At 63.1% G+C, this 19,733-nt stretch carries 16 protein-coding genes; 11 read left to right on the top strand and 5 right to left on the bottom strand.

From position 1 onward, the window contains the following. The first annotated feature begins 30 nt into the window (after positions 1-30). The 7 genes from ACWBU6_RS02405 to ACWBU6_RS02435 all read left to right on the top strand — a co-directional run bounded on the left by ACWBU6_RS02405 (position 31) and on the right by ACWBU6_RS02435 (position 4,769). Positions 31-369, top strand: a complete 339-nt coding sequence (locus tag ACWBU6_RS02405; RefSeq protein ID WP_452647286.1) for a hypothetical protein — start codon at positions 31-33, stop codon at positions 367-369. A gap of 63 nt (positions 370-432) precedes the next feature. Next, complete coding sequence (locus ACWBU6_RS02410; protein WP_452647287.1) at positions 433-828, top strand: DUF1761 domain-containing protein; 396 nt, start codon at positions 433-435, stop codon at positions 826-828. Next, the gene (locus ACWBU6_RS02415) at positions 828-1,424 is read left to right on the top strand and encodes a hypothetical protein (protein WP_452647288.1); all 597 of its coding nucleotides are present in this window, start codon (positions 828-830) and stop codon (positions 1,422-1,424) included. Before ACWBU6_RS02410 ends, ACWBU6_RS02415 begins: the two co-directional genes overlap by 1 nt. A gap of 136 nt (positions 1,425-1,560) precedes the next feature. Beyond that, positions 1,561-2,859: an amino acid deaminase gene (locus ACWBU6_RS02420; RefSeq protein ID WP_452647289.1), complete on the top strand. Its 1,299-nt coding sequence runs from the start codon at positions 1,561-1,563 to the stop codon at positions 2,857-2,859. Positions 2,860-2,896: 37 nt separating this feature from the next. Beyond that, complete coding sequence (gene pip / locus ACWBU6_RS02425; protein WP_452647290.1) at positions 2,897-3,856, top strand: prolyl aminopeptidase; 960 nt, start codon at positions 2,897-2,899, stop codon at positions 3,854-3,856. Continuing rightward, positions 3,856-4,308, top strand: coding sequence for a DUF2721 domain-containing protein (locus ACWBU6_RS02430; protein ID WP_452647291.1), 453 nt, complete (start codon positions 3,856-3,858; stop codon positions 4,306-4,308). The genes pip and ACWBU6_RS02430 overlap by 1 nt, the downstream gene beginning before the upstream one ends. Before the next feature lie 8 nt (positions 4,309-4,316). Further along, complete coding sequence (locus tag ACWBU6_RS02435) at positions 4,317-4,769, top strand: hypothetical protein (protein ID WP_452647292.1); 453 nt, start codon at positions 4,317-4,319, stop codon at positions 4,767-4,769. A 9-nt stretch (positions 4,770-4,778) separates the two neighbouring features. Here the strand turns inward: ACWBU6_RS02435 and ACWBU6_RS02440 are convergent, their stop codons facing one another. After that, positions 4,779-5,408 carry an SRPBCC family protein gene (locus ACWBU6_RS02440; protein ID WP_452647293.1) on the bottom strand — a complete coding sequence of 210 codons (630 nt, stop codon included), beginning with the start codon at positions 5,406-5,408 and terminating at the stop codon, positions 4,779-4,781. 94 nt (positions 5,409-5,502) lie between these two features. Between ACWBU6_RS02440 and ACWBU6_RS02445 the strand changes: the two genes are divergently transcribed. Then, entirely contained in the window at positions 5,503-7,536 is a 2,034-nt protein-coding gene (locus ACWBU6_RS02445) for an oxidoreductase (RefSeq protein ID WP_452647294.1), read from the top strand. Positions 7,537-7,551: 15 nt separating this feature from the next. On the opposite strand, the gene ybaL is transcribed toward ACWBU6_RS02445, so the two are convergent. Then, positions 7,552-9,267 (bottom strand): YbaL family putative K(+) efflux transporter, encoded by a 1,716-nt coding sequence (gene ybaL / locus ACWBU6_RS02450; RefSeq protein ID WP_452647295.1) that lies wholly within the window; start codon positions 9,265-9,267, stop codon positions 7,552-7,554. Positions 9,268-9,384: 117 nt separating this feature from the next. On the opposite strand from ybaL, the gene ACWBU6_RS02455 reads away from it, so the two are divergent. Next, on the top strand, positions 9,385-12,495 hold the full coding sequence (locus ACWBU6_RS02455; RefSeq protein ID WP_452647296.1) for a COG1470 family protein: 3,111 nt from the start codon (positions 9,385-9,387) through the stop codon (positions 12,493-12,495). 91 nt (positions 12,496-12,586) lie between these two features. Here the strand turns inward: ACWBU6_RS02455 and ACWBU6_RS02460 are convergent, their stop codons facing one another. The 3 genes from ACWBU6_RS02460 to ACWBU6_RS02470 form a co-directional block, all read right to left on the bottom strand. Further along, positions 12,587-13,774 (bottom strand): IS4 family transposase, encoded by a 1,188-nt coding sequence (locus ACWBU6_RS02460; protein ID WP_452644803.1) that lies wholly within the window; start codon positions 13,772-13,774, stop codon positions 12,587-12,589. Between the two features lie 155 nt (positions 13,775-13,929). Beyond that, on the bottom strand, positions 13,930-15,051 hold the full coding sequence (locus ACWBU6_RS02465; RefSeq protein WP_452647297.1) for a beta-ketoacyl-ACP synthase III: 1,122 nt from the start codon (positions 15,049-15,051) through the stop codon (positions 13,930-13,932). Positions 15,052-15,163: 112 nt separating this feature from the next. Next, positions 15,164-16,594 (bottom strand): S41 family peptidase, encoded by a 1,431-nt coding sequence (locus ACWBU6_RS02470; RefSeq protein ID WP_452647298.1) that lies wholly within the window; start codon positions 16,592-16,594, stop codon positions 15,164-15,166. Positions 16,595-16,881: 287 nt separating this feature from the next. On the opposite strand from ACWBU6_RS02470, the gene ACWBU6_RS02475 reads away from it, so the two are divergent. Continuing rightward, positions 16,882-17,433 carry a hypothetical protein gene (locus tag ACWBU6_RS02475; RefSeq protein WP_452647299.1) on the top strand — a complete coding sequence of 184 codons (552 nt, stop codon included), beginning with the start codon at positions 16,882-16,884 and terminating at the stop codon, positions 17,431-17,433. Positions 17,434-17,538: 105 nt separating this feature from the next. Continuing rightward, positions 17,539-19,716, top strand: a complete 2,178-nt coding sequence (locus ACWBU6_RS02480; RefSeq protein WP_452647300.1) for a TonB-dependent receptor plug domain-containing protein — start codon at positions 17,539-17,541, stop codon at positions 19,714-19,716. Positions 19,717-19,733: the final 17 nt, after the last annotated feature.

Raw genomic sequence — 19,733 nt, forward strand, 5'->3', positions numbered from 1 at the left:
CCGGTCGGCGTTTGTCCTTCCGGAGGCACTATGAAGAAAATGCTGCCCCTGCTGCTGCTGGCAGCCTGTAGCAGCGAGATCCCGCAGGACAAGCTGCTGAACATGCTGAACCAGCGCGCGCCGCTGGTGGCGCACATCGGCCCGGTGACCAAAGTCAGCGTGCTGAGCACAGCCAAGGCCTCCGCCAACGGCCGTAGTTGCGAAGTCCGCCTGATGCACGTCACCGGCAAGAAAGGCTCCACCTACGTCAGTTTCCTGCGCCGGGAAGAACCGGGCGGCACCGAATCCGCCCTGACTTGGGCCGACGAGCGCCAGGCCGCCAGCGGCAAGATGGGTGAAATGCTTTCGGCGCATTGCAACAACAAGTGATTGACGCTGCCTGCCTGCTCACATATCGTTCTTTCTCAACAATAATTAACTGGGGAGACAACGATGCAACTCTGGGCGATGAACTACTGGGCCGTGCTGCTCGCGGCCGTTTCGAGCTTTATGTTGGGCGGCCTGTGGTACTCGCCGGCCCTGTTCGGCAAGATGTGGAATGACGAAAATGGCGGCGTCAAGCAGAACGGCCATCCGGCCAGGGTCTTCGGCGTAGCCTTCCTCTTCTCCCTGCTGGCCGCCATCGCCTTCGCCCGCTGGGTTGGCCCGGCGCCCTCGCTGGAGTACGCCATCAAGCATGCTTTGCTGGCCGGTGGCGGCATGGTGGCAGCCTGCTTCGGCATCAATTACCAGTTTGCCCAACGCAGCTTCAAGCTGTTGCTGATAGATGGCGGCTACCACACCGCGCAATTCCTGGTCTTTGGCCTGATCCTCGCTCTCTGGCACTGATGACCAGGCTTTATGAATGGCGGCCGATCCCGCATCAACTGGATATCGTATGCCCAGCATGCCGGGGCCGCGCCGAATTTGAGTTTGCCGAAGTCGTCCGTATCGGGCTGAAAGCGGACGTCGAGTTTTTCCAGAAGAGCAGCCTGTTTGAGTACCAGCAGTTCCAGGATTCATGCGGCCACAAGTGGCATGCGGCGCTCTATTTCCAGGGGCTTCATGGGCGCCCGCAGCAGGCAATTCACGAACTTCCGGAAGGGTATGCCGCAGGCGATTGGGACCATTCAAGGTATCTCAAAAATCGAAGCGGCTGGCCGGTTGGCTCAATCCGATGTAGCTCGTGCCATACCCGTGCCAGGCACGTCCTGCGGTGGCCAGACGAGGCCTATTTTTCGGTCGCGTATCGCAATCACGTACTCTGGACATTTCATCGTGAATCCGCAATCGATTTGATGCAGTACTTGCAGTCCAAGGAGCGAAACCGGTCGCGTTATCGCTGGGGCTATTTCCTGCTTTATGTTCCGACCGTGTTCAAAGTCGGAAAAGCCCGAGGCACGGTTGTAAGGCAACTCGGAAAACTACTGCTCATCAATCAATGAAAAGGATTTCCAGGAGAACGAACTGGCAGAAGAAATCCAGTCAAACTCTGGTCGTCTTTCCTGATAAGGGCAGTTCAACACCGCAGAGCCATCCGCTGGTTGACGGTGCTATTCTTGAAGAGAGATTGGAACACTTATGTACGCCTTGCCCGAACTCGACGAACAAATCCTGCAGCCAGGCGTAAAAGGCCTGCCGATTGTGGAGCCCTTGCGCCAGCATATGATCGGCGCCCAGCACTGGAACGTGCTGGCGGCGGATACCAGCCTGCCGGTTGCCGTGCTCAAGGCTTCGGCCCTTCAGCACAACCTGGCCTGGATGCGCGATTTTTGCGAGCGCCACGGGGTGCTGCTGGCGCCGCACGGCAAGACCACCATGAGCCCGCAACTATTTGCGGCGCAGATCGAGAACGGCGCCTGGGGCATTACGCTGGCGACCATTCCTCAGGTGCAGATTGCGGCGCGCTTTGGCGTGCGGCGCGTGATCCTGGCGAATGAGCTGGTGGCGCCTGCCGATGTCCGCGCCGTGCTGCACCTGATGCAGGAAGACCATAGTTTCGAATTCTTCGCCCTGGCCGATTCGTTGCAAGGCGTCGCACGCCTGTCGCGCGCCGTGCAGGATGTGGGTCTCACGCGGCCCTTGCCGCTGCTGGTGGAGCTGGGTATGAAGGGCAAGCGTGCCGGCTGCCGCGACCCGGACGAGGTGATGGCCGTGGCGCGTGCCATCGCCGGCGCGCCGGGCCTGCAGCTGGCTGGCATCGAAGGCTATGAAGGCCTGGTGGTCACCGATAACCGCGCGGCGGATGTGGAAGTGGTCGACGCCTTCCTGCAGCGCATGGCGGAAATGCTGAAGGCTGCAGCGGCGGAGGGCTTGTTCGGTGGCGAACAGGTGATCATCTCCGCTGGTGGCTCAGCCTATTTCGACCGCGTGGCGCGGGAATTTTCCGGGCTTGCGGTACAGGGCAAGAAAGTGCTGCCGATCCTGCGCAGCGGATGCTACCTGACCAATGATCACGGCTACTACGGCGGTTTGACGAGTGAGCTGGCCAGCCGCGAAGGCAAGGCGGCAGGAGAGGGCTTGCAACCGGCGCTGGAGCTCTGGACTACGGTGCTGTCGCTCCCCGAGCCGAACCTGGCGATACTGGCCCTGGGTAAACGGGACGCTTCGCACGACTTGGGCCTGCCACGCGTGCTCGCCGCGCATCGGCCAAGCGGCGGGGGCCAGCGGCTGGAACTGCCTGAGGGCGCCGTGATCGACAAGATGAATGACCAGCACGCCTACCTGCGCTGGCCGGAGGGCGTCGAAGCCGGCCTGCAAGTGGGCGACCTGGTCGGCTGCGGCATCTCCCACCCCTGCACCACCTTCGACAAATGGCCCCTGATGCTGGTTGTGGATGACACGTACAACGTCCTGCAAGCCATCAATACCTTCTTCTGAGCGGTTACAATCTTGGCTTCACGCACAGAGGATAGCCATGCCCGACGCCCTGCCACACCTGTTCCCGCCAATCCAGCCCCGCAACAGCGGCATGCTGGCTGTCGATGACATCCATACAATTTATTGGGAAGAGGTGGGCAACCCGAACGGTATCCCGGTCGTCTTCTTCCATGGCGGCCCGGGCGCCGGCATGTCGCCGCAGCACCGCCGCTTCTTTAATCCAGAGCACTACCGGGTCATCCTGTTCGACCAGCGCGGCGCCGGCAAGTCGACCCCGCTGGGCGAAGTGCGCAACAACACCACCCAGCTCCTGATCCAGGACATCGAGCGCCTGCGCATCCTGTTCGACATCGAAAAATGGCTGGTCTTTGGCGGCTCCTGGGGTTCCACCCTGGCGCTTGCGTACGGCCAGGCCCACCCGGAACGCTGCTTGGGCTTCGTCCTGCGCGGCATCTTCCTCTGCACACAGAAGGAGATCGACTGGTTCCTGCAAGGCTCCGAATGGTTCCACCCGGAGGTGTACGATGAGTTCATCGCCCCCATCCCGGCCGAGGAACGCGGCAACCTGCTGCAAGCCTACGTCAAGCGCATCATGGACCCGAACCCGGATGTGCACTGGCCTGCCGTGCGCGCCTGGAGCAAGTTCGAAGGCCGTCGCGTTTTCCTCCTGCCGCAGCCGGACGAACCGCCATCGGACACCCTTGACCTGGGTGTCGGCCGCATGGAATCGCACTATATGGCGAACCTGGGCTTCTTCAGCGACGGCCAGCTCCTGGCCAACGTTCCGCGCATCGCCCACCTGCCGGCCGTGATCGTCCAGGGCCGTTATGACGTGATCTGCCCGCCGGTTTCGGCCTGGCGACTGCAGCAGGCCTGGGGCGCCAACGCAGTGATGAAGATGATTCCTGATGCCGGCCATGGCGCCATGGAGCAGGGCGTCAGCCGCGCCCTGGTCAACGCCACCGAACAATTCCGCCAGCAAGGACGCTTTGCATAATGAATCTCCAACTCGGCGACATCGCCCACATCATCCAGCTCGCGATTGCCCCGGTGTTCATGCTGTCGACGGTCTGCACCAACCTGCTGGTGCTGCTGAACCGCCTGGCGCGCATCATCGACCGTTCGCGCGTGCTCGAAGAGCGGCTGGACGTCGCCTATAACGACACCTACATCAATGAGCTGGACGTGCTATACCGGCGATCGCACCTGATCAATGTTGCGATCGCGCTGAGCACCGCTTGCGGCCTGTTTGTTTGCCTGGTAGTGGCCCTGCTATTTGTGGGGGACGCCACCAACGTAGCGCTGGACAAATACATCGCCGGCCTGTTCATCGCAGCGATGATCTGCCTGATCGGCAATTTCGGCTACCTGCTGCGCGAAATCTTCATCGCCTCGACATTTATGCGTGCCCACCGCCACGTGCGGCACATCGAAAGAAATTCACACTAAGAATCATCATGCACGACTACAAACGCCCACCTACGCTGCACCGCTACGGCCCGCGCAGCGAACTTGAACAAGCCCTGAAAGAGGGCCAGTTCGTGCTGCGCCCTGTGGGCAGCTTCCTGACCCTGAGCTTCTCGCAAGCCTGGAACCGCGACCTGTTCGACCATTTCGGCGCCGACAGCTGCCTGGTAATCCACAACACCGAGGAATTCGGTGAACGTATCCACCGCGCCGTACAGCGTACCCTGCCGAATTGGGCCGGCATCGATGGCGCCGTCGAGTACGGCGGCCGCGCCGCCCTGGGCGCCGCGTTTACCAAGACGCGTGAAGATGCGATGGAGAAAGAATGGCAATTCGCCTGGCGCTCCATGCAGACGGCGTCCACCATGAATCCGGTGGTGATCCGCATCGGCAGCCTTGAGAATTTTGCGGAAGTACGCGACCGCGACCACTACACGGCTTAAGGCCGCAGCTTAAGGAACGCTGGGCACTCCGCCCAGGCCGCGTGCCAGTTCGGACTGCTTAGGCAGCGCCGGCTGGCGCTCCAGGTGGGCCAGCACCGCATTCATCATGCGCTCGATATCGCCGCGGATGATGTTGGTGCCCAAAAGTCCCGGCACGTAGAAATTCGGCATCAGGCGCCCGCTGTAGACCACGCGGGTGCCGCCGGTTTCCGGAATGGGAATCAATTCCCAGCGCGCTTCGTAATGTTTCATGTCCCCGGAGACCAGGGCGATGTCGATCGACGACATCGGCTGCTCCGTTGCCCGTACGACAAGATGGATGGAACGCGACATGAACAGGAAGCGGGCCGTGCCAAATTGTTCAATGATGACTTCATTGCCATTCCGCGAAAGCACCCGGCACGACGCCATGTCGGGCACGAATTCCTCCATGCGGTCGTAAGTGGTGAGGGTGCGCCAGACTGTTGGCAGCGAAGCATGAACAGTGCCGCTGGCATTCACTTCGTAGAGTTGTTGCGCGTCTGTCTTCACCCGGCTGACGGACACTTCCAGCTTCGGAACTTCCAAACGGGCCGCCTGTCCCGCGCCAAAGGCAGGCGCGGTAAAACCGAGGAACAGTACTAATAACAGTCGCTTCATGCTACCAGCGTAAGGTAACTGGTGGCAGAATACAAGCGCCGCGCGCTTCCATCGTTAGACGGCGCACAGAACCCCCGCCAGACCGCCATAGACCATGAATTTCCCTCACCTCCTCTCGCCCCTCGACCTGGGTTTTACCACCTTGCGCAACCGCGTCATCATGGGTTCCATGCACACCGGGCTGGAAGACCGCTTCTTCAATTATGACAAGCTGGCCGCCTTCTACCGCGAACGCGCCAGGGGTGGCGTGGGCATGATCGTCACCGGCGGCATCTCGCCGAACCGCCAAGGCTGGCTGCTGCCTTTCGGCGGCACTATGAACTTCTTCGGTGACGTGTTCAACCACCGCAAGCTGACCGGCGCCGTGCACGAAGAGGGCGGCAAGATCCTGATGCAGATCCTGCACGCGGGACGCTATGGCTACCAGCCGTTTGCCGTGTCCGCCTCCGACAAGAAATCCCCGATCTCGCCCTTCAAGCCGAAGGCGTTGACGGAAAGCGGCATCGAATCGACCATCAAGGCCTACGTGCGCGCCGCCAGGCTGGCGCAAAAGGCCGGCTACGACGGCGTCGAGGTGATGGGCAGCGAAGGCTACCTGCTGAACCAGTTCCTGTGCGCCCGCACCAACCTGCGCACCGACCGCTGGGGCGGCAGCATCGAAAACCGCATGCGCCTGCCGGTGGAAATCGTACGCCGCATGCGCGAAGCCGTCGGCCGCGACTTCATCATCATGTACCGCCATTCGCTGCTGGACCTGGTGGACGGCGGCAATACCTGGGAAGAGGTGGTGACTGTCGCCAAGGCCTTGCAGCAGGCCGGCGTCACCATCCTGAACACCGGCATCGGCTGGCATGAAGCCCGCGTGCCGACCATCGTCACCTCGGTGCCGCGCGCCGCCTTTGCCGAAGTGGCAGGGCGCCTGCGCAAGGAGGTGACCATTCCCGTCGTGGCTTCGAACCGTATCAACATGCCGGCGGAAGCGGAAGACATCATCCGCCGCGGCGATGCCGACATGGTGTCGATGGCGCGCCCCTTCCTCGCTGACGCCGAGTTCGTCAACAAGGCGGCAGCCGGACGCGCCGACGAAATCAATACTTGCATCGGATGCAACCAGGCCTGCCTCGACCATACTTTCCAGAACAAGCGCGCAAGCTGCCTGGTCAACCCGCGCGCCTGCCACGAAACGGAGCTGGTGTACAAACCCGCTGCAGCCCGCCGCAAGGTGGCGGTGGTGGGTGCCGGCCCCGCAGGCCTGTCGGCAGCGACCGTAGCGGCGGAATGCGGCCACGATGTCACCCTGTTCGACTCCAGCGACCGCATTGGCGGCCAGTTCAATATCGCCAGGCAGATTCCGGGCAAGGAAGAATTCAACGAGACCCTGCGCTACTTTGGCCGCAAGATCGAGTTGACCGGCGTCAAACTGCAACTGAACCACCGCGTCACGCGCGAAGAACTGCTGGCGGGCGGCTATGACGACGTGATCGTCGCCACCGGCATCCGCGTGCGCAAGCCGAAGATCGACGGCATCGACCACCCGAAAGTGCTGTCCTACCTTGATGTGCTGCGCGACAAGAAGCCGGTCGGCAAGCGCGTGGCCATCATTGGCGCGGGCGGCATCGGCTTCGACGTCGGCGAATACCTGCTGCACAACCCGGAACACTCGCTGCCGCTGGCAAAAGAACACTGGACGGCCGAATGGGGCGTCGACCTGCACGCCAAGACCGGCGGCGGCCTGGTTCCCGCTAAGGCGGCGGAACCGGTGCGCCAGCTTTACCTGCTGCAGCGCAAAACCAGCAAGCTGGGCGCCGGCCTGGGCAAGACCTCGGGCTGGGTGCACCGTGCGGTGCTGGCGCGCAATGGCGTAGTGATGATTCCCGGCGTGCAGTACAAGCTGATCGACGACCATGGCCTGCACATCCAGGTTGGCGAAGAAGAACGCCTGCTGGCAGTGGATAACGTGGTGATCTGCGCCGGCCAGGAGAGCCTGACCGAACTGATGCCGCCGGAAGGCGAAGCCGCCGCAGCAGGCACCCCACGCTTCCACAAAATCGGCGGCGCCGCACTGGCGGCCGAACTCGACGCCAAGCGCGCCATCAAAGAAGGCGCTGAACTGGCCGCGCGCCTGTAAATGGCAACCTTGGGGTCAGACCCCAAGGTTGCCAATTTCCTTGCCGATGTGGGCGGCCATGGACTTGGCCAGCTCCTGCTCGCCGATGAAGATGACGCCGGCGCGTTCGCTGCGCAGCAGGGCCGCCTCTTCCTCGCTGTGCGTGCGCACGGCAATCCTGATATCCGGATTCAGCGCGCGCGCTGTCTCGATCATGGCGCGCACGTGGAAGGTATCCGGCGTTGCCACCACCAGCATGCGCGCCTTGTGGATATGGGCCTGGATCAGCACTGAGGGCTCGCCGGCATTGCCCGCCACGGCGGCGATGCCATCTTGGCGCAACTTGTCGACCAGCTCGCGGTTCTGCTCCGCCACCACATAATTAATTCCCTGCGCCGCCAGGGCCTCCGCAATATTGCGCCCCACTCGGCCATAGCCCACCAGCACCACCTGGCCCTCCAGCTTGGATTGCGCGGTTGTCGTCGGCAACTCCGCCAGCGGGTCGGCGCTGCGGGCGTATTGCGCCGCCAGCGCCTTGTTCTTGCCCATCATGCGCTCCAGCGGGGCGGCCAGCATGAACATCAGCGGGTTGAGCGCGATCGACAGGATGGCGCCCGCCAGGATCAGGCTCTGGCCCTCATGCGGCAGCAGACCGAGCGAAATGCCCAGTGCCGCCAGGATGAAGGAAAACTCGCCGATCTGTGCCAGGCTGGCCGACACCATAAGCGCGGTACTGGCAGGGTAGCGCAGCAGCACCACCAGCACGAAAGCGGCAATCGATTTGCCGAACAGGATGATCGCCACAACAGCCAGCACGCGCAACGGCTGTTCGACCAGGATCGCCGGCTCGAACAGCATGCCGACCGAGACGAAGAACAGCACCGCGAAGGCATCACGTAGAGGCAGTGACTCATGCGCAGCGCGGTGGCTCAGCTCCGACTCGCGCAGCACCATGCCGGCGAAGAAGGCGCCCAGCGCGAAGGAGATGCCGAACAATATGGTCGCGGCATATGCAATGCCGACTGCGGCGGCGATCACGCACAGCGTGAACAGCTCGCGCGAATTGGTGCGCGCCACCTGCCACAGGATCCAGGGGAACAGCTTGCGGCCCACCAGAAGCATGAAGCCGACGAATAGCGCCACTTGGCCCAGTGTGACGGCCAGTGCCTTGAGTATGCCGCCTTCGGCCGCGCCGCGGCCGTGGGCAGCATCGCCTGCATTACCGCCCAAGGCGCCTGCCAATGCAGGCAACAATACCAGCACAAGGACAGTCACCAGGTCTTCGACCACCAGCCACCCGACAGCGATGCGGCCATTGAAGGAATCCAGCGTGCCGCGCTCCTCCAGCGCCCGCAGCAGCACCACCGTGCTCGCCACCGACAGTGCCAGGCCGAACACCAGGCCGCCGCCTAGGCTCCAGCCCCACCAATGCGCCAGCGCCATGCCCATGCCGGTCGCCGCCGCGATCTGCAGGATGGCGCCGGGCAGGGCCACCTTGCGTACTTCCCACAGGTCATCCAGTGAGAAATGCAGGCCGACGCCGAACATCATCAGCATCACGCCGATTTCAGCCAGTTGGCCGGCGATGGCGCTGTCGGCGACAAAGCCAGGGGTAGCAGGGCCAATCAGGATGCCGGCTGCGAGATAGCCGACAAGTGCGGGGAGTTTGAGGCGAACGGCGATGAAGCCGAACACGAGGCCGAAGCCAAGGGCTGCGGCGATAGTGGTAATCAGGCTGACGTCATGGGGCATGCGGGCTCTCCTTTCCCAAGGAGTATAACTGCGTGCCCTGAATCCGATTCGACCTGACCTGCGTATGTAGTCCTGTCGCCAGCGCGCGACCTTGTTCACTGTCAAAGGAGAAGGATCATGGCTATCGATATCAATGCAGTCGCAGGCGAACCGGCGGCAGAAGCCGGGCGCATCATTATCAACCTGCCGCCCACCGTGCTGGTGACGGCGCCCAATGGCGGCGAAGTATTCCAGCCTGGCCAACCGGTGTTGATCCGCTGGGACAGTTTCGACGCCGACGGCAGCGTACTGCGGCACGATGTGCGCTTTTCAGCCGATGGCGGCCTGACCTTCAGCAATATCGTGACCGGCCTGTTCGGTGAAGTCCAGAGCTATAGCTGGACTGTGCCGGCGGCCCCCACCGGCCAGGGCCGCATCGAAGTAGTTGCCTACGATGAGCTTGGGCGTAGCGGACGCGACCGCAGCAACGCCAACTTCACCATTGGCGGCAGCGCCGGTGCCAGCATTTCCTCGCTGCAGCCTGCCACCTTGCGTGCGGGCGAAGCGACGCAGCTTACCGTGGCCGGAAGCGGCCTGGCGCTCGACGCGACGGCCTACCAGGTAGTGACGTCCGCCGGCTTCAGCGTGCCCGGCGTGCTGGTGCTGGGCGCTTCCGGTTCCAGCACCAGTGTGTCCTTGTTGGTCGACGTAGCGGCCGGTACGGTAGCCGGCAACTATCAGCTGCGCATGCAAAGTCCGGGTGGGCCCGTGATGGCGCCGCTGGCGATCAGTGCGCAGGCAGCACAGCCAGCGCTGGCGGTCACGCCGGCCAACCAAAGCGTAACCGCAGGCGGAAACGCCAGTTTCCAGGTCAATATTTCGCCACCCGTGAGCGGCAGCGTCAGCCTGGCCGTCGGTGGCCTTCCCGCGGGCGCCACTGCCACATTCACGCCGAATCCGACTGGCAGCAATGCCGCCACGCTGAACATCGCGACCGCGCTCGACACCACGCAAGGGACGCGCCAGTTGACCGTCAGTGCCAGTGCGCCAGGGGGGCAAATCGCCCCGGCAACCATCGGCCTCACCGTGCAAGCGGGCGTAGTGCCAAGCTGCACGCTGGCGGCCGATCCGGCCGCCGTGACTGTGCCGCGCGGCCAGTCCGCCAGCAGCAATATCACTGTGGTGCGCAGCAACTTCGGCGCAGCGGTGCAGCTGGCGCTGAGCGGCTTGCCGCCCGGCGTCAGCGCCACCTTCAGCCCCAACCCGGTCCTGGGCAACAGCACCACGCTCACCTTGCAGGCCGCAGCCGACGCCCAGGCTGGCATGGCCGCGCTGCGGGTGGACGGCTTTGCCACCGGCATCAGCATTGCCGGCATCAACCTGTCCCTGACTGTCGCGGCGGGGAGCGCGCAGCCGGTACCGGGCATTCCCATCCCGGCGGGCCAGACGCTGCTGGCGACGCGGTTCGCGACACGGCGCAATCCGGCCACCGGCCAGCTGCAGCAGCAAGCGGGCGTGCTGACCCAAGGCATCACGGCCAATGGCATGCGCTTCAGCCTGTTACGCACCTTCGTTGAGGGCAGCGATGCCCCGGTCCTGCAAATCCAGCGCATGGGCGCGAACCGGTATACGGACTTCCGCTTCGTCGACTTCGCCGGCAACGGTGATGCCTACCTGGCCTGCGCCTCGGAGAAGAGCCAGGACGACGATAGCGCCGACCTGGTCTCGCAAGTGCAGATCCGGGAACCGCAGCAAGGGGCGGTCGTGCAGGGCGTGGTCCTGGCCACCACCGTACGGCCGTTCGGCTCGACCCAGGTCAGCACCATCAACCCCGACTTTGGCGGCATGGCGACGCTGCGCATCGGCAGCCAGGAGTACATGGCCGTGATCCCGCAAAACAGTTTCGCCACTATCGGCCAGGTGGTCACCTCGACCACGCTATACTTTTTCCGCTTTGCAAACGGCAGCGTGCAGCGGGCCGACTTCACCCTCGGCGAACAGCCGGGCGGCGCTACAGTGCAGCGCGCAATGCTGGCGGCCGGCACGCTGGGGGGCACCGGTGCCAAGAGTTTCCTCGTGTTCTCCAAAAACCTGCTGCTGGTCATGGATCCGGTGAGCGGCCAGCGGGTCGCGCAACGCACGGTGGATGTGGACTTGAATAATCCCGATGCCACCGACGTGCCCAACCCACCTGGCAACACCGTGCAATCCACGCCAGGCGGACGCCGCTATGGCCAGTTCCGCCTGGCCGACATCCGCGGAGGCGCCGGGCAGGAGATCCTGATCGCAGCGCACAGCCTGCCCAAGCCGAACAACAGCTTCCCGGAGGGACTGCACGGCATGTACACCACGCTGCCCACTATCCAGCCCGGCTCCGCCGGCTTCATCCAGCCGATCTGGGGACCGTTTGGGGCCGCCGGCAACAGCGAACGGCGCTACCGCTTCTTCCGCGACGCGACCAAGAAACCGGACGACCGCTCGCCCGAACTGAAACGCCTGACGTTCGCGAATGGCGCGCTGCTGCTGGGAGGCACCCCGCCGGCCGGCATTGAAGACCTGGGCGACGGCCCGGTATCGATGGTGGTGAGCGATGCGCCGCCGACAGCGGTGCCGGCCGCCACGCCCGCCATCCAGCTGCTCGACGCGGTGACCGGCGCCAACAAACTGAATGCCCCCTTTGCCGGCGCGGTGGCCCTGGATGTGCTGAAATCCGCGAACGGCCCGGCTCGCATCATTGCCTGGGGCGGGCTGGCGGCGCAGCAACCGTACGCCAATGGAAGGCTGCAAGTCTTGCGTTATGACCAGTTCGCCCGCGCCCTGCTGCCCATGACGCTCGCCAATGGCGTTCCGGGCGAGTTTGAACAGGGCCGCCAGCCGGTGCTGCTCAGCTTCCGGACACTGGACCGCCTGCCGGAAGACCTGGGTGTCTCCAGCGACCGCTTGGCGCTGTTCATGGCCACGCCGCGGATTGGCGCAACACGCACCTTCCTCGCCAGCCGCAATGGCGAGCCGGGAGTACTGGATGCGTACGATATCGACACCCTGGAACGGGTACCGGCCGGCAGCCGGCTGGAGTTGGGGCAGGGTAGCCAGTTGCTGGCCATAGTCGACGGCCTGCCGCTGGTGGCCAACGAAGACATCCTGCCCGGTTCTGCTTTTGTGGTGCAGGAAACCGCAGCCGACGGCAGCCAGGTAATCCGCTTCAAGCGCGTTACCCCGGACGGCCGCCTGGTCGCCGCCCGCCTGTAGGAAGCAAATGAAAAGTCGGGGTCAGCTCCGGCAATCGGACATTGCGCGCAGCGCAATGTCCGATTGCCGGAGCTGACCCTGACCCTTCCCCTCATATTTTGCAGACACGCACCATCGATATCAGTTCGATAAGTGCGTGTTTGATATCTGTCAGGTGGATCGAAGGCGGTTGGGCCTCATTAATCCAATGCATCGCCAATGACAGAATTGACAGAGTGCTGGCAGCCTTCGCGCGACTGCCGTAAGCGACACTGAAACCTGTTTTGCGAGCGGCGAGTCCGATAAGCCAGAGTGCGTAGGTGAGCAATGTCCCCAGCAAGAGCAAAATAGCCAAGCGCCGCAATGTGTGGGTCTGACTAAGGCGTAATCCCATTCCCCACTGCGCGTTCTTGAGGTCGCGGAAGGTTTGTTCGATCTGCATGCGGCCAGCGTAAATGTTGGCGATTTGCTCGGCATTGAGTGAGGCGAGCTTGGGTGAAACGGCGAGCAACCATGGCTCGCGTTGTCCCCGACTATTCTTCTTGCTGTGGCAGCTGCGTGCCGGCTTGCCTATCTTGGTCAATCGGCGCCGCCCCTTTGGGTGGCGTTTCAGCAGCACAAGCCGGCACAGGACAGGATTAGCGCGCGTGTAAAAGTATTGGCCCAGGTCGCGCGCATGGGCGCTGGCCTGCGCATAGAGCGTCTTGCAGCCAACCCAGCCAGGACTGTCGTGCCAGCGCACCATGTCGCGATTGCGGATCCTCCCCACCCAGGCAAATCCGAGCTGGTTTAACAGCTTGAACCAACTGGCGCGAAAGCCGGCATCGGTGATGATGATGGCCCGGCTGCCCGGTGGAAGTATGCTGCGCAACGATTGTAGAAAGTGTTGATGCACAATCGGTGAGCCAAGCTTGGCGCAGGGGTGGGTTTCCTCATAGAGGGTGAACGCACGCCCTTTGACGATGGCTGCTGCCCGAAGCAACTGAATGCTGCTATCGTCTCGTACCGCCGACCAGTCCACAGCAATCTGCACACCAGGCTGGCGGATCACACGGCGAGCCAGCGCACGGTACACGGCATGCTTTTCCTGCGCCAGATGGGGATTACTCAACAGCCGATCACAGCATTTGATGCGATGGCGCAACTGCGTCGCCGAAGCCAGCTTCTTCCCCATGCGCACCAGACTTAGGCCACCATGCAACGCCGCTGTCGCCACCTTGGCCAAGCATGTCCGCCGCTTGGCATGCATGTTCGGACATTCCTGATCCAATAACCCCTGTATGATTGCATGTGCATGCATGGCTTATTCCTTTCCCTCGCAGTTTGGACGCTACGAATGAAAGGGGTGACACAGCCATGCATGCGCCGTTTTTGGGATTGAAAGTTAACAGCTTCCTTCAACGTTTACAACAAAAATATGAGGGGAAGGGTCAGGAGCTGACCCCGACTTTTATCTTAGGCTTTACGGACGACGACGGAGCCGATCGAGTAGCCAGCGCCGAAGCTGCAAATCACGCCATACGCGCCGGACGGCAGGTCGTCCTGGTGCTTGTGGAAGGCGATGATCGAGCCGGCCGACGAGGTGTTGGCGTAAGTGTCGAGGATCACCGGCGCTTCCATCGGCTCGGCGTCGCGGCCGAGGATGGTACGCGAGATCAGCTGGTTCATGCTCAGGTTGGCCTGGTGCAGCCAGAAGCGGCTCATCTGTTCGACCTTCAGGCCGGAGCGGTCGATCGATTCCTTGATCATCTGCGCTGCCATCGGGCACACGTCCTTGAATACCTTGCGACCTTGCTGCTTGAACAGCTTGTCCGGCGCGCCGATGCCGCTTTCGTCAAAGCGGTTCATGAAGCCGAAGTTGTTGCGGATGTTGTTGGAGAAGCTGGTTTTGAGCTTGGTGTCCAGGATATCCCACTGGTGTTTCGATACAGCGCCTTCCTTGGCTTCCACGATGATCGCGGTGCAGGCATCGCCGAAGATGAAGTGGCTGTCGCGGTCGCGGTAGTCGAGGTGGCCGGAAGTGATTTCCGGATTCAGGATCAGCACCGCGCGCGCCTGGCCGCTCTGCACCGCGCCCACGGCGGTCTGGATGCCGAAAGTGGCCGACGAGCACGCCACGTTCATGTCAAAGCCGAAGCCGTCGATGCCCAGCGCCTGCTGCACTTCCACGGCCATGGCCGGGTAGGCGCGCTGCATGTTCGAGCAAGCCACCAGCACCATGTCGATGTCGGCCGGCGTGCGGCCGGCGCGGTCCAGCGCCTGGCGCGCGGCGGCCACGCAGATCTCAGCCTGCAGCGACAGTTCCTCGTTGCTGCGCTCCGGAATGCGCGGGGTCATGCGCTTCGGGTCCAGGATGCCGCTCTTTTCCATCACGTAGCGCGATTTGATGCCGGACGCCTTTTCGATGAAGGCGGCGCTGGATGGTTCCAGCGCCGCCACAGTGCCGGCCGCGATGGCGGCGGCGTTTTCCGCGTTGAACAGTTCGACGTAGGCGTTGAAGGCGGTGACCAGCTCTTCGTTGCTGATCGAGTTCGCTGGAGTAAAGAGGCCGGTTCCGCTGATGACGGCTTGTTTCATGATCAATATTTCTTTCTTAGAATGGGTCAGGTGACCGGTAAGATGGCCGATTTTACCGCATCTGCAACGAAAAACGGCGCCCCTGGGGGCGCCGCCTTAATCTTTGCTAGCTTTATTTCTTGGGTGGCGGGTCCAGCTTGACCAGCTTGGATTCCGCCTTGGCCAGCTGCACCGGCATGCCTTGCAGGTGGTTCAGCGCCTGCTTGAGCTGGAAGTCGTCGCCGCTGCCATATTCCAGCGGCTTGCGCTTCTTCTCTGCGGCCAGGATGCGAATCTGCTCTTCCAGCTCGTCGCGCTCGCCCTTGGCCGCTTCCTGCTCACGGTCGTTGCTCAGGTGCTTGGCCAGGTCGGCCTCGCGCATGCGCAAGCTGTTCAGGCCGTCGCCGTCCTCGTTCTCGTCCACCGCCAGGTCGGGCGATATGCCCTTGGCCTGGATCGAGCGGCCATGCGGCGTGTAGTAGCGCGCGGTGGTCAGCTTGACGGCGGTATCGGCGGTCAGCTGGCGAATGGTCTGGACCGAGCCCTTGCCAAAGGTTTGCGAACCGATAATGGTGGCGCGCTTGTAATCCTGCAGGGCGCCGGCCACGATTTCGGAGGCCGAGGCGGAGCCGGTATTCACCAGCACGGCCATTGGAACGCGCTTGACCGCTTCCGGCAGCTTGGCCAGCGGGTCGCCATCGCCGCGCAGCGAGTAGTACTCGGCGCGGCCGTAGAAAATCTGCTTGGAATCCGGCAGCTGGCCGTTGGTCGAAACGATCGGGGTGTCCTTCGGCAGGAAGGCTGCCGCCACGCCGATCGCCCCTTGCAGCACGCCGCCCGGGTCGTTGCGCAGGTCCAGTACCAGGCCTTTCAGGTGCGGATCCTGGCGGTACAGTTCGGTGATCTTGGCCGCCAGGTCATCCACCGTCGGTTCCTGGAATTGCGAAATGCGCACCCAAGCATAGCCCGGCGACACCATCTTGGCCTTCACGCTTTTCTGGTGGATTTCTTCACGGTTCAGGGTGAATTCCAGCGGCTGCGGCTCGTCCTTGCGCATGATGGTCAGCATCACCTTGGTGCCCGGCTCGCCGCGCATCTTCTTCACGGACTCATCCAGGCTCAGGCCCTTCAGCGACGTGGTATCGAGGCGGGTGATCATGTCGCCCGGCTTGATGCCGGCGCGGTAGGCCGGCGAATCCTCGATCGGGGCCACGATCTTGATATAGCCTTCGTCGCCCTGGGCGATCTCGATGCCGAGGCCGACGAACTTGCCCTGCGAGCCTTCACGCAGCTCGGCATAGGCTTTCTTGTCCAGGTAGGCGGAGTGGGGGTCGAGCGAGGCGACCATGCCGGCAATGGCTTCGGTCAGCAGCTTCTTGTCTTCTACCGCTTCCACATAATCCGATTTGATCAGGCCGTACACATCGGCAAGCTGCTTGAGTTCATCCAGCGGCAAGACGGGGTCGACCTGCCTTTGTGCCATCGCGGAAAACTGCAGCGATACCGCTACTCCCGCAACTACGCCGAGGCCAATCAGGCCAGCGTTCTTGAGTTTCTTGCCCATGCGTCACCTGTTCCAAATACAGCGGTTAACTCGTCCGCCATCGGATTTCAGTATAAACCTGATTTCCAGCAATCGTAGCTGCCAGCATGGAATAAATCCCTTTAAAAGCCACGATAAATTCATAACTTTGTAGGTGTTTACCAATGTGTTTACCGGAGTAAGTAATTGTAAGAAAGGCAGATCGGCCAGCGTACCCGCCCTACACTGGGTTCGCTATTTCTCTCTACCCTAAAGTGGTTTATGCCTGCGGCACCCCCGCGGGCATCTTTTTTTTCCGGAGTATGAATATGAAACTGATACGCACCGCCCGTGCGGCCTGGCTGGTATTGGCCATGGCTGTCGCGCCAGCCTTTGCCCTACCGGTGATGGACCTGCGCGCCGAAGACCTGGTGCCCATGGCCTCCGAATTCCGCAAGTCCCTCAACCTGAACGCCAACCAGCAAATCTTGTGGGCCAAAGTGGAGAGCCAGAGCAAAGCATTGCTGCGCGAGCGCAAGGCGCGCCGCGAGCGCCTGCAGGAAGCGACCCGCCAGGGCTTGCAGGCGCAGAATGTCGAATTGCGCGACTTGCAGGCTGGGCTGGAGGCGGAGCAGGCGGCGACCGCGGCCGAAGAGCGCCAGTTGCGCGAGTGGTGGCTGGGCATTAACGATGCGCTGGACGATACGCAGCGCCAGGCCGCGGCAAAGTTTCTTGTCGATCAACTGATTCGTATGGTAGATGGGCCCGACGGAGGCCGGGGGGCGAGGCCGTCGGGCGAGGAGGGCGGCCCACGCGGCGGCCACGGCGGACGCGCAGGCATGGGTGGACCCGGTGGCGCCGGCGGCGGCCGCGGCATGTAAGTATCGTAAAGTAACATTGGCGGCGGGCCTGTGCCAGCCGCCGGGGTGGGGCTTACAATGCCAGCGCGGCGCCAACCGGCCCGCTGCGCGCAACATTGTCCATTCATGAAGAAGCTGATCCCTTTCGCCCTGCTGTCCCTGGGCGCGGCCTCCGGCGCCGCCGCCCAGCAGGAACCCGCCAAGCCCGCCGATCACACCATTCCCCAGGTAACCATCAGCGGCGGCCGCCAGGACGACATGACCGAGCGCCGCAACTCCACGGCAGGCAAGCAAGTCATCGGCCGTGAAGAGCTGGACCGCAATGGCGACAGCAATATCGGAGAAGTGCTGAAGCGCCTGCCCGGCATTACCCTCGGCGGCCGCGCCGGACGTGGCGGCGAAGTGCGCATGCGCGGCCTTGGCAGCGGCTATACCCAGGTGCTGGTGAACGGCGAGCGTCCGCCGGCCGGATTTTCGATGGAATCGCTGGCGCCCGACCAGGTCGAGCGCATCGAGGTAATGCGTGGCCCGGTCGCGGAACACAGCACACGCGCCATCGCCGGCACCATCAACATCGTGCTGCGCGACGGCTACCAGATGCGCGACATCCAGGTGAAGGCAAGCGACCGCATCGAGCAGGGGCGCCATTCGCCGGAACTGTCGGTGACCGTGCCGGGCAAGTCGGGCGCGCTGGCGTATACCCTGTCGGCCTCCGTCAACTACAACCGCCAGCACGACAGCACCAGCACCCACAACACGGAAGTCGACGCCGGCGGCGGCCTGGCGCGGGAACAGTTCCTCGAGGGCGAAAGCGCCGGCAGCAGCAAGGGCCTGCACCTGACGCCGCGCTTCTCCTACAAGTTCGAGAACGGCGATACGCTGAACTTCCAGACCTTCCTGATGCACCAGCAGTCGCACAGCGCAGCGCAAACGACGCTGTCGCAGCCGGTCGGCAGCGAGCCGCCCGAGTACAACCTGGCGCAGCAAACCAATGACGGCGACGTCACCTTCCTGCGCGGTTTCGGCAACTGGGTGCACCGCCTGCAGGGTGCCGGCAAGCTCGATGTGAAATTCGGCTTGGGCCTCGGCAAGCGTGGCAGCGATTCGCTGCGCTACCAGTACGATACGCAGGGCACGCTGCTGGACCGCTTCACCGATAGCGACAATACGCGCGACAAGAGCCTTAACACCGGCGGCAAGTACACCACACCGATCGGCGCCGGCCATTTGCTGGCCGCCGGCTGGGACCTGGAAGCGAGCCGCCGCGAGCAGGTGCGCGTATCGCTGGACAAGAACGGCAACGCGCAATTCGCCGACTCCGGCGACAACCTGGCCGCCGACACCCGCCGCGTCGCCCTGTTTGCGCAGGATGAATGGGACATCACGCCGCAATGGTCGGCCTATGTCGGCGCGCGCTGGGAAGGCATACGCACCACGGCGGACCGCAGCAGCGGCACCGCCAGCAACACCAGCAAGGTATTCAGCCCGCTGCTGCACGCGGTGTGGAAAATCCCCGGCTTCGAAAAGGACCAGCTGCGCGCCAGCCTGACCAGAAGCTACAAGACGCCCAATGTGCAGGACCTGATCGCGGCGCCATCCCTGTCGCGCCTGAACAGCGCCACCAGTCCCGACCGCAGCGGCAACCCGAACCTGAGGCCGGAGCTGGCCACCGGCCTCGATCTCGCCTATGAGCACTACCTGGGCCGCAGCGGCATCGTCAGCGTCAGCGGTTTCGTGCGCAATATCGACAACCTGATTCGGCGCGACCTGACGCAGCAGCAAACCGAGCTTGGCCTGCGCTGGGTCTCCTCGCCGGCCAATATCGGCCGGGCCCGCACCAGCGGCATCGAACTGGAAGCCAAGTTCGCCTTGTCGGAGTTGATGGACAACGCGCCGCAGGTCGACTTGCGCAGCAATTACAGCCGCTTCTGGTCCAGGGTCGACGGCATTCCCGGCCCCGACAACCGCCTTGACCAGCAGGCGAAGCAGACGGCCAACCTGGGCGTGGACTACCGCCTGAAAGACATCCCACTCACGCTTGGCGCCAGCTACAACTGGACGCCCGCCATCCGCACCCGGACCAGCGACAAGCAGGTAGTGGAAACCAGCCGCAAACGCGTGCTGGACATGTATGCGCTGTGGCGTTTCGACGGCTGCACGCAAATCCGAATCAGCGCCAACAACCTCTTGGCGGATGATGCTACCGGGTACAACCTGGTCAACGCAAACGGGCTCGCAATACAAGGAGCCACGCTGAACCCCACCTATACCCAGTGGAGCGTTCGACTTGAAACCAAATTCTAAAGGGACAAAGAGAGTGA

Source organism: Pseudoduganella sp. HUAS MS19, assembly GCF_053615455.1.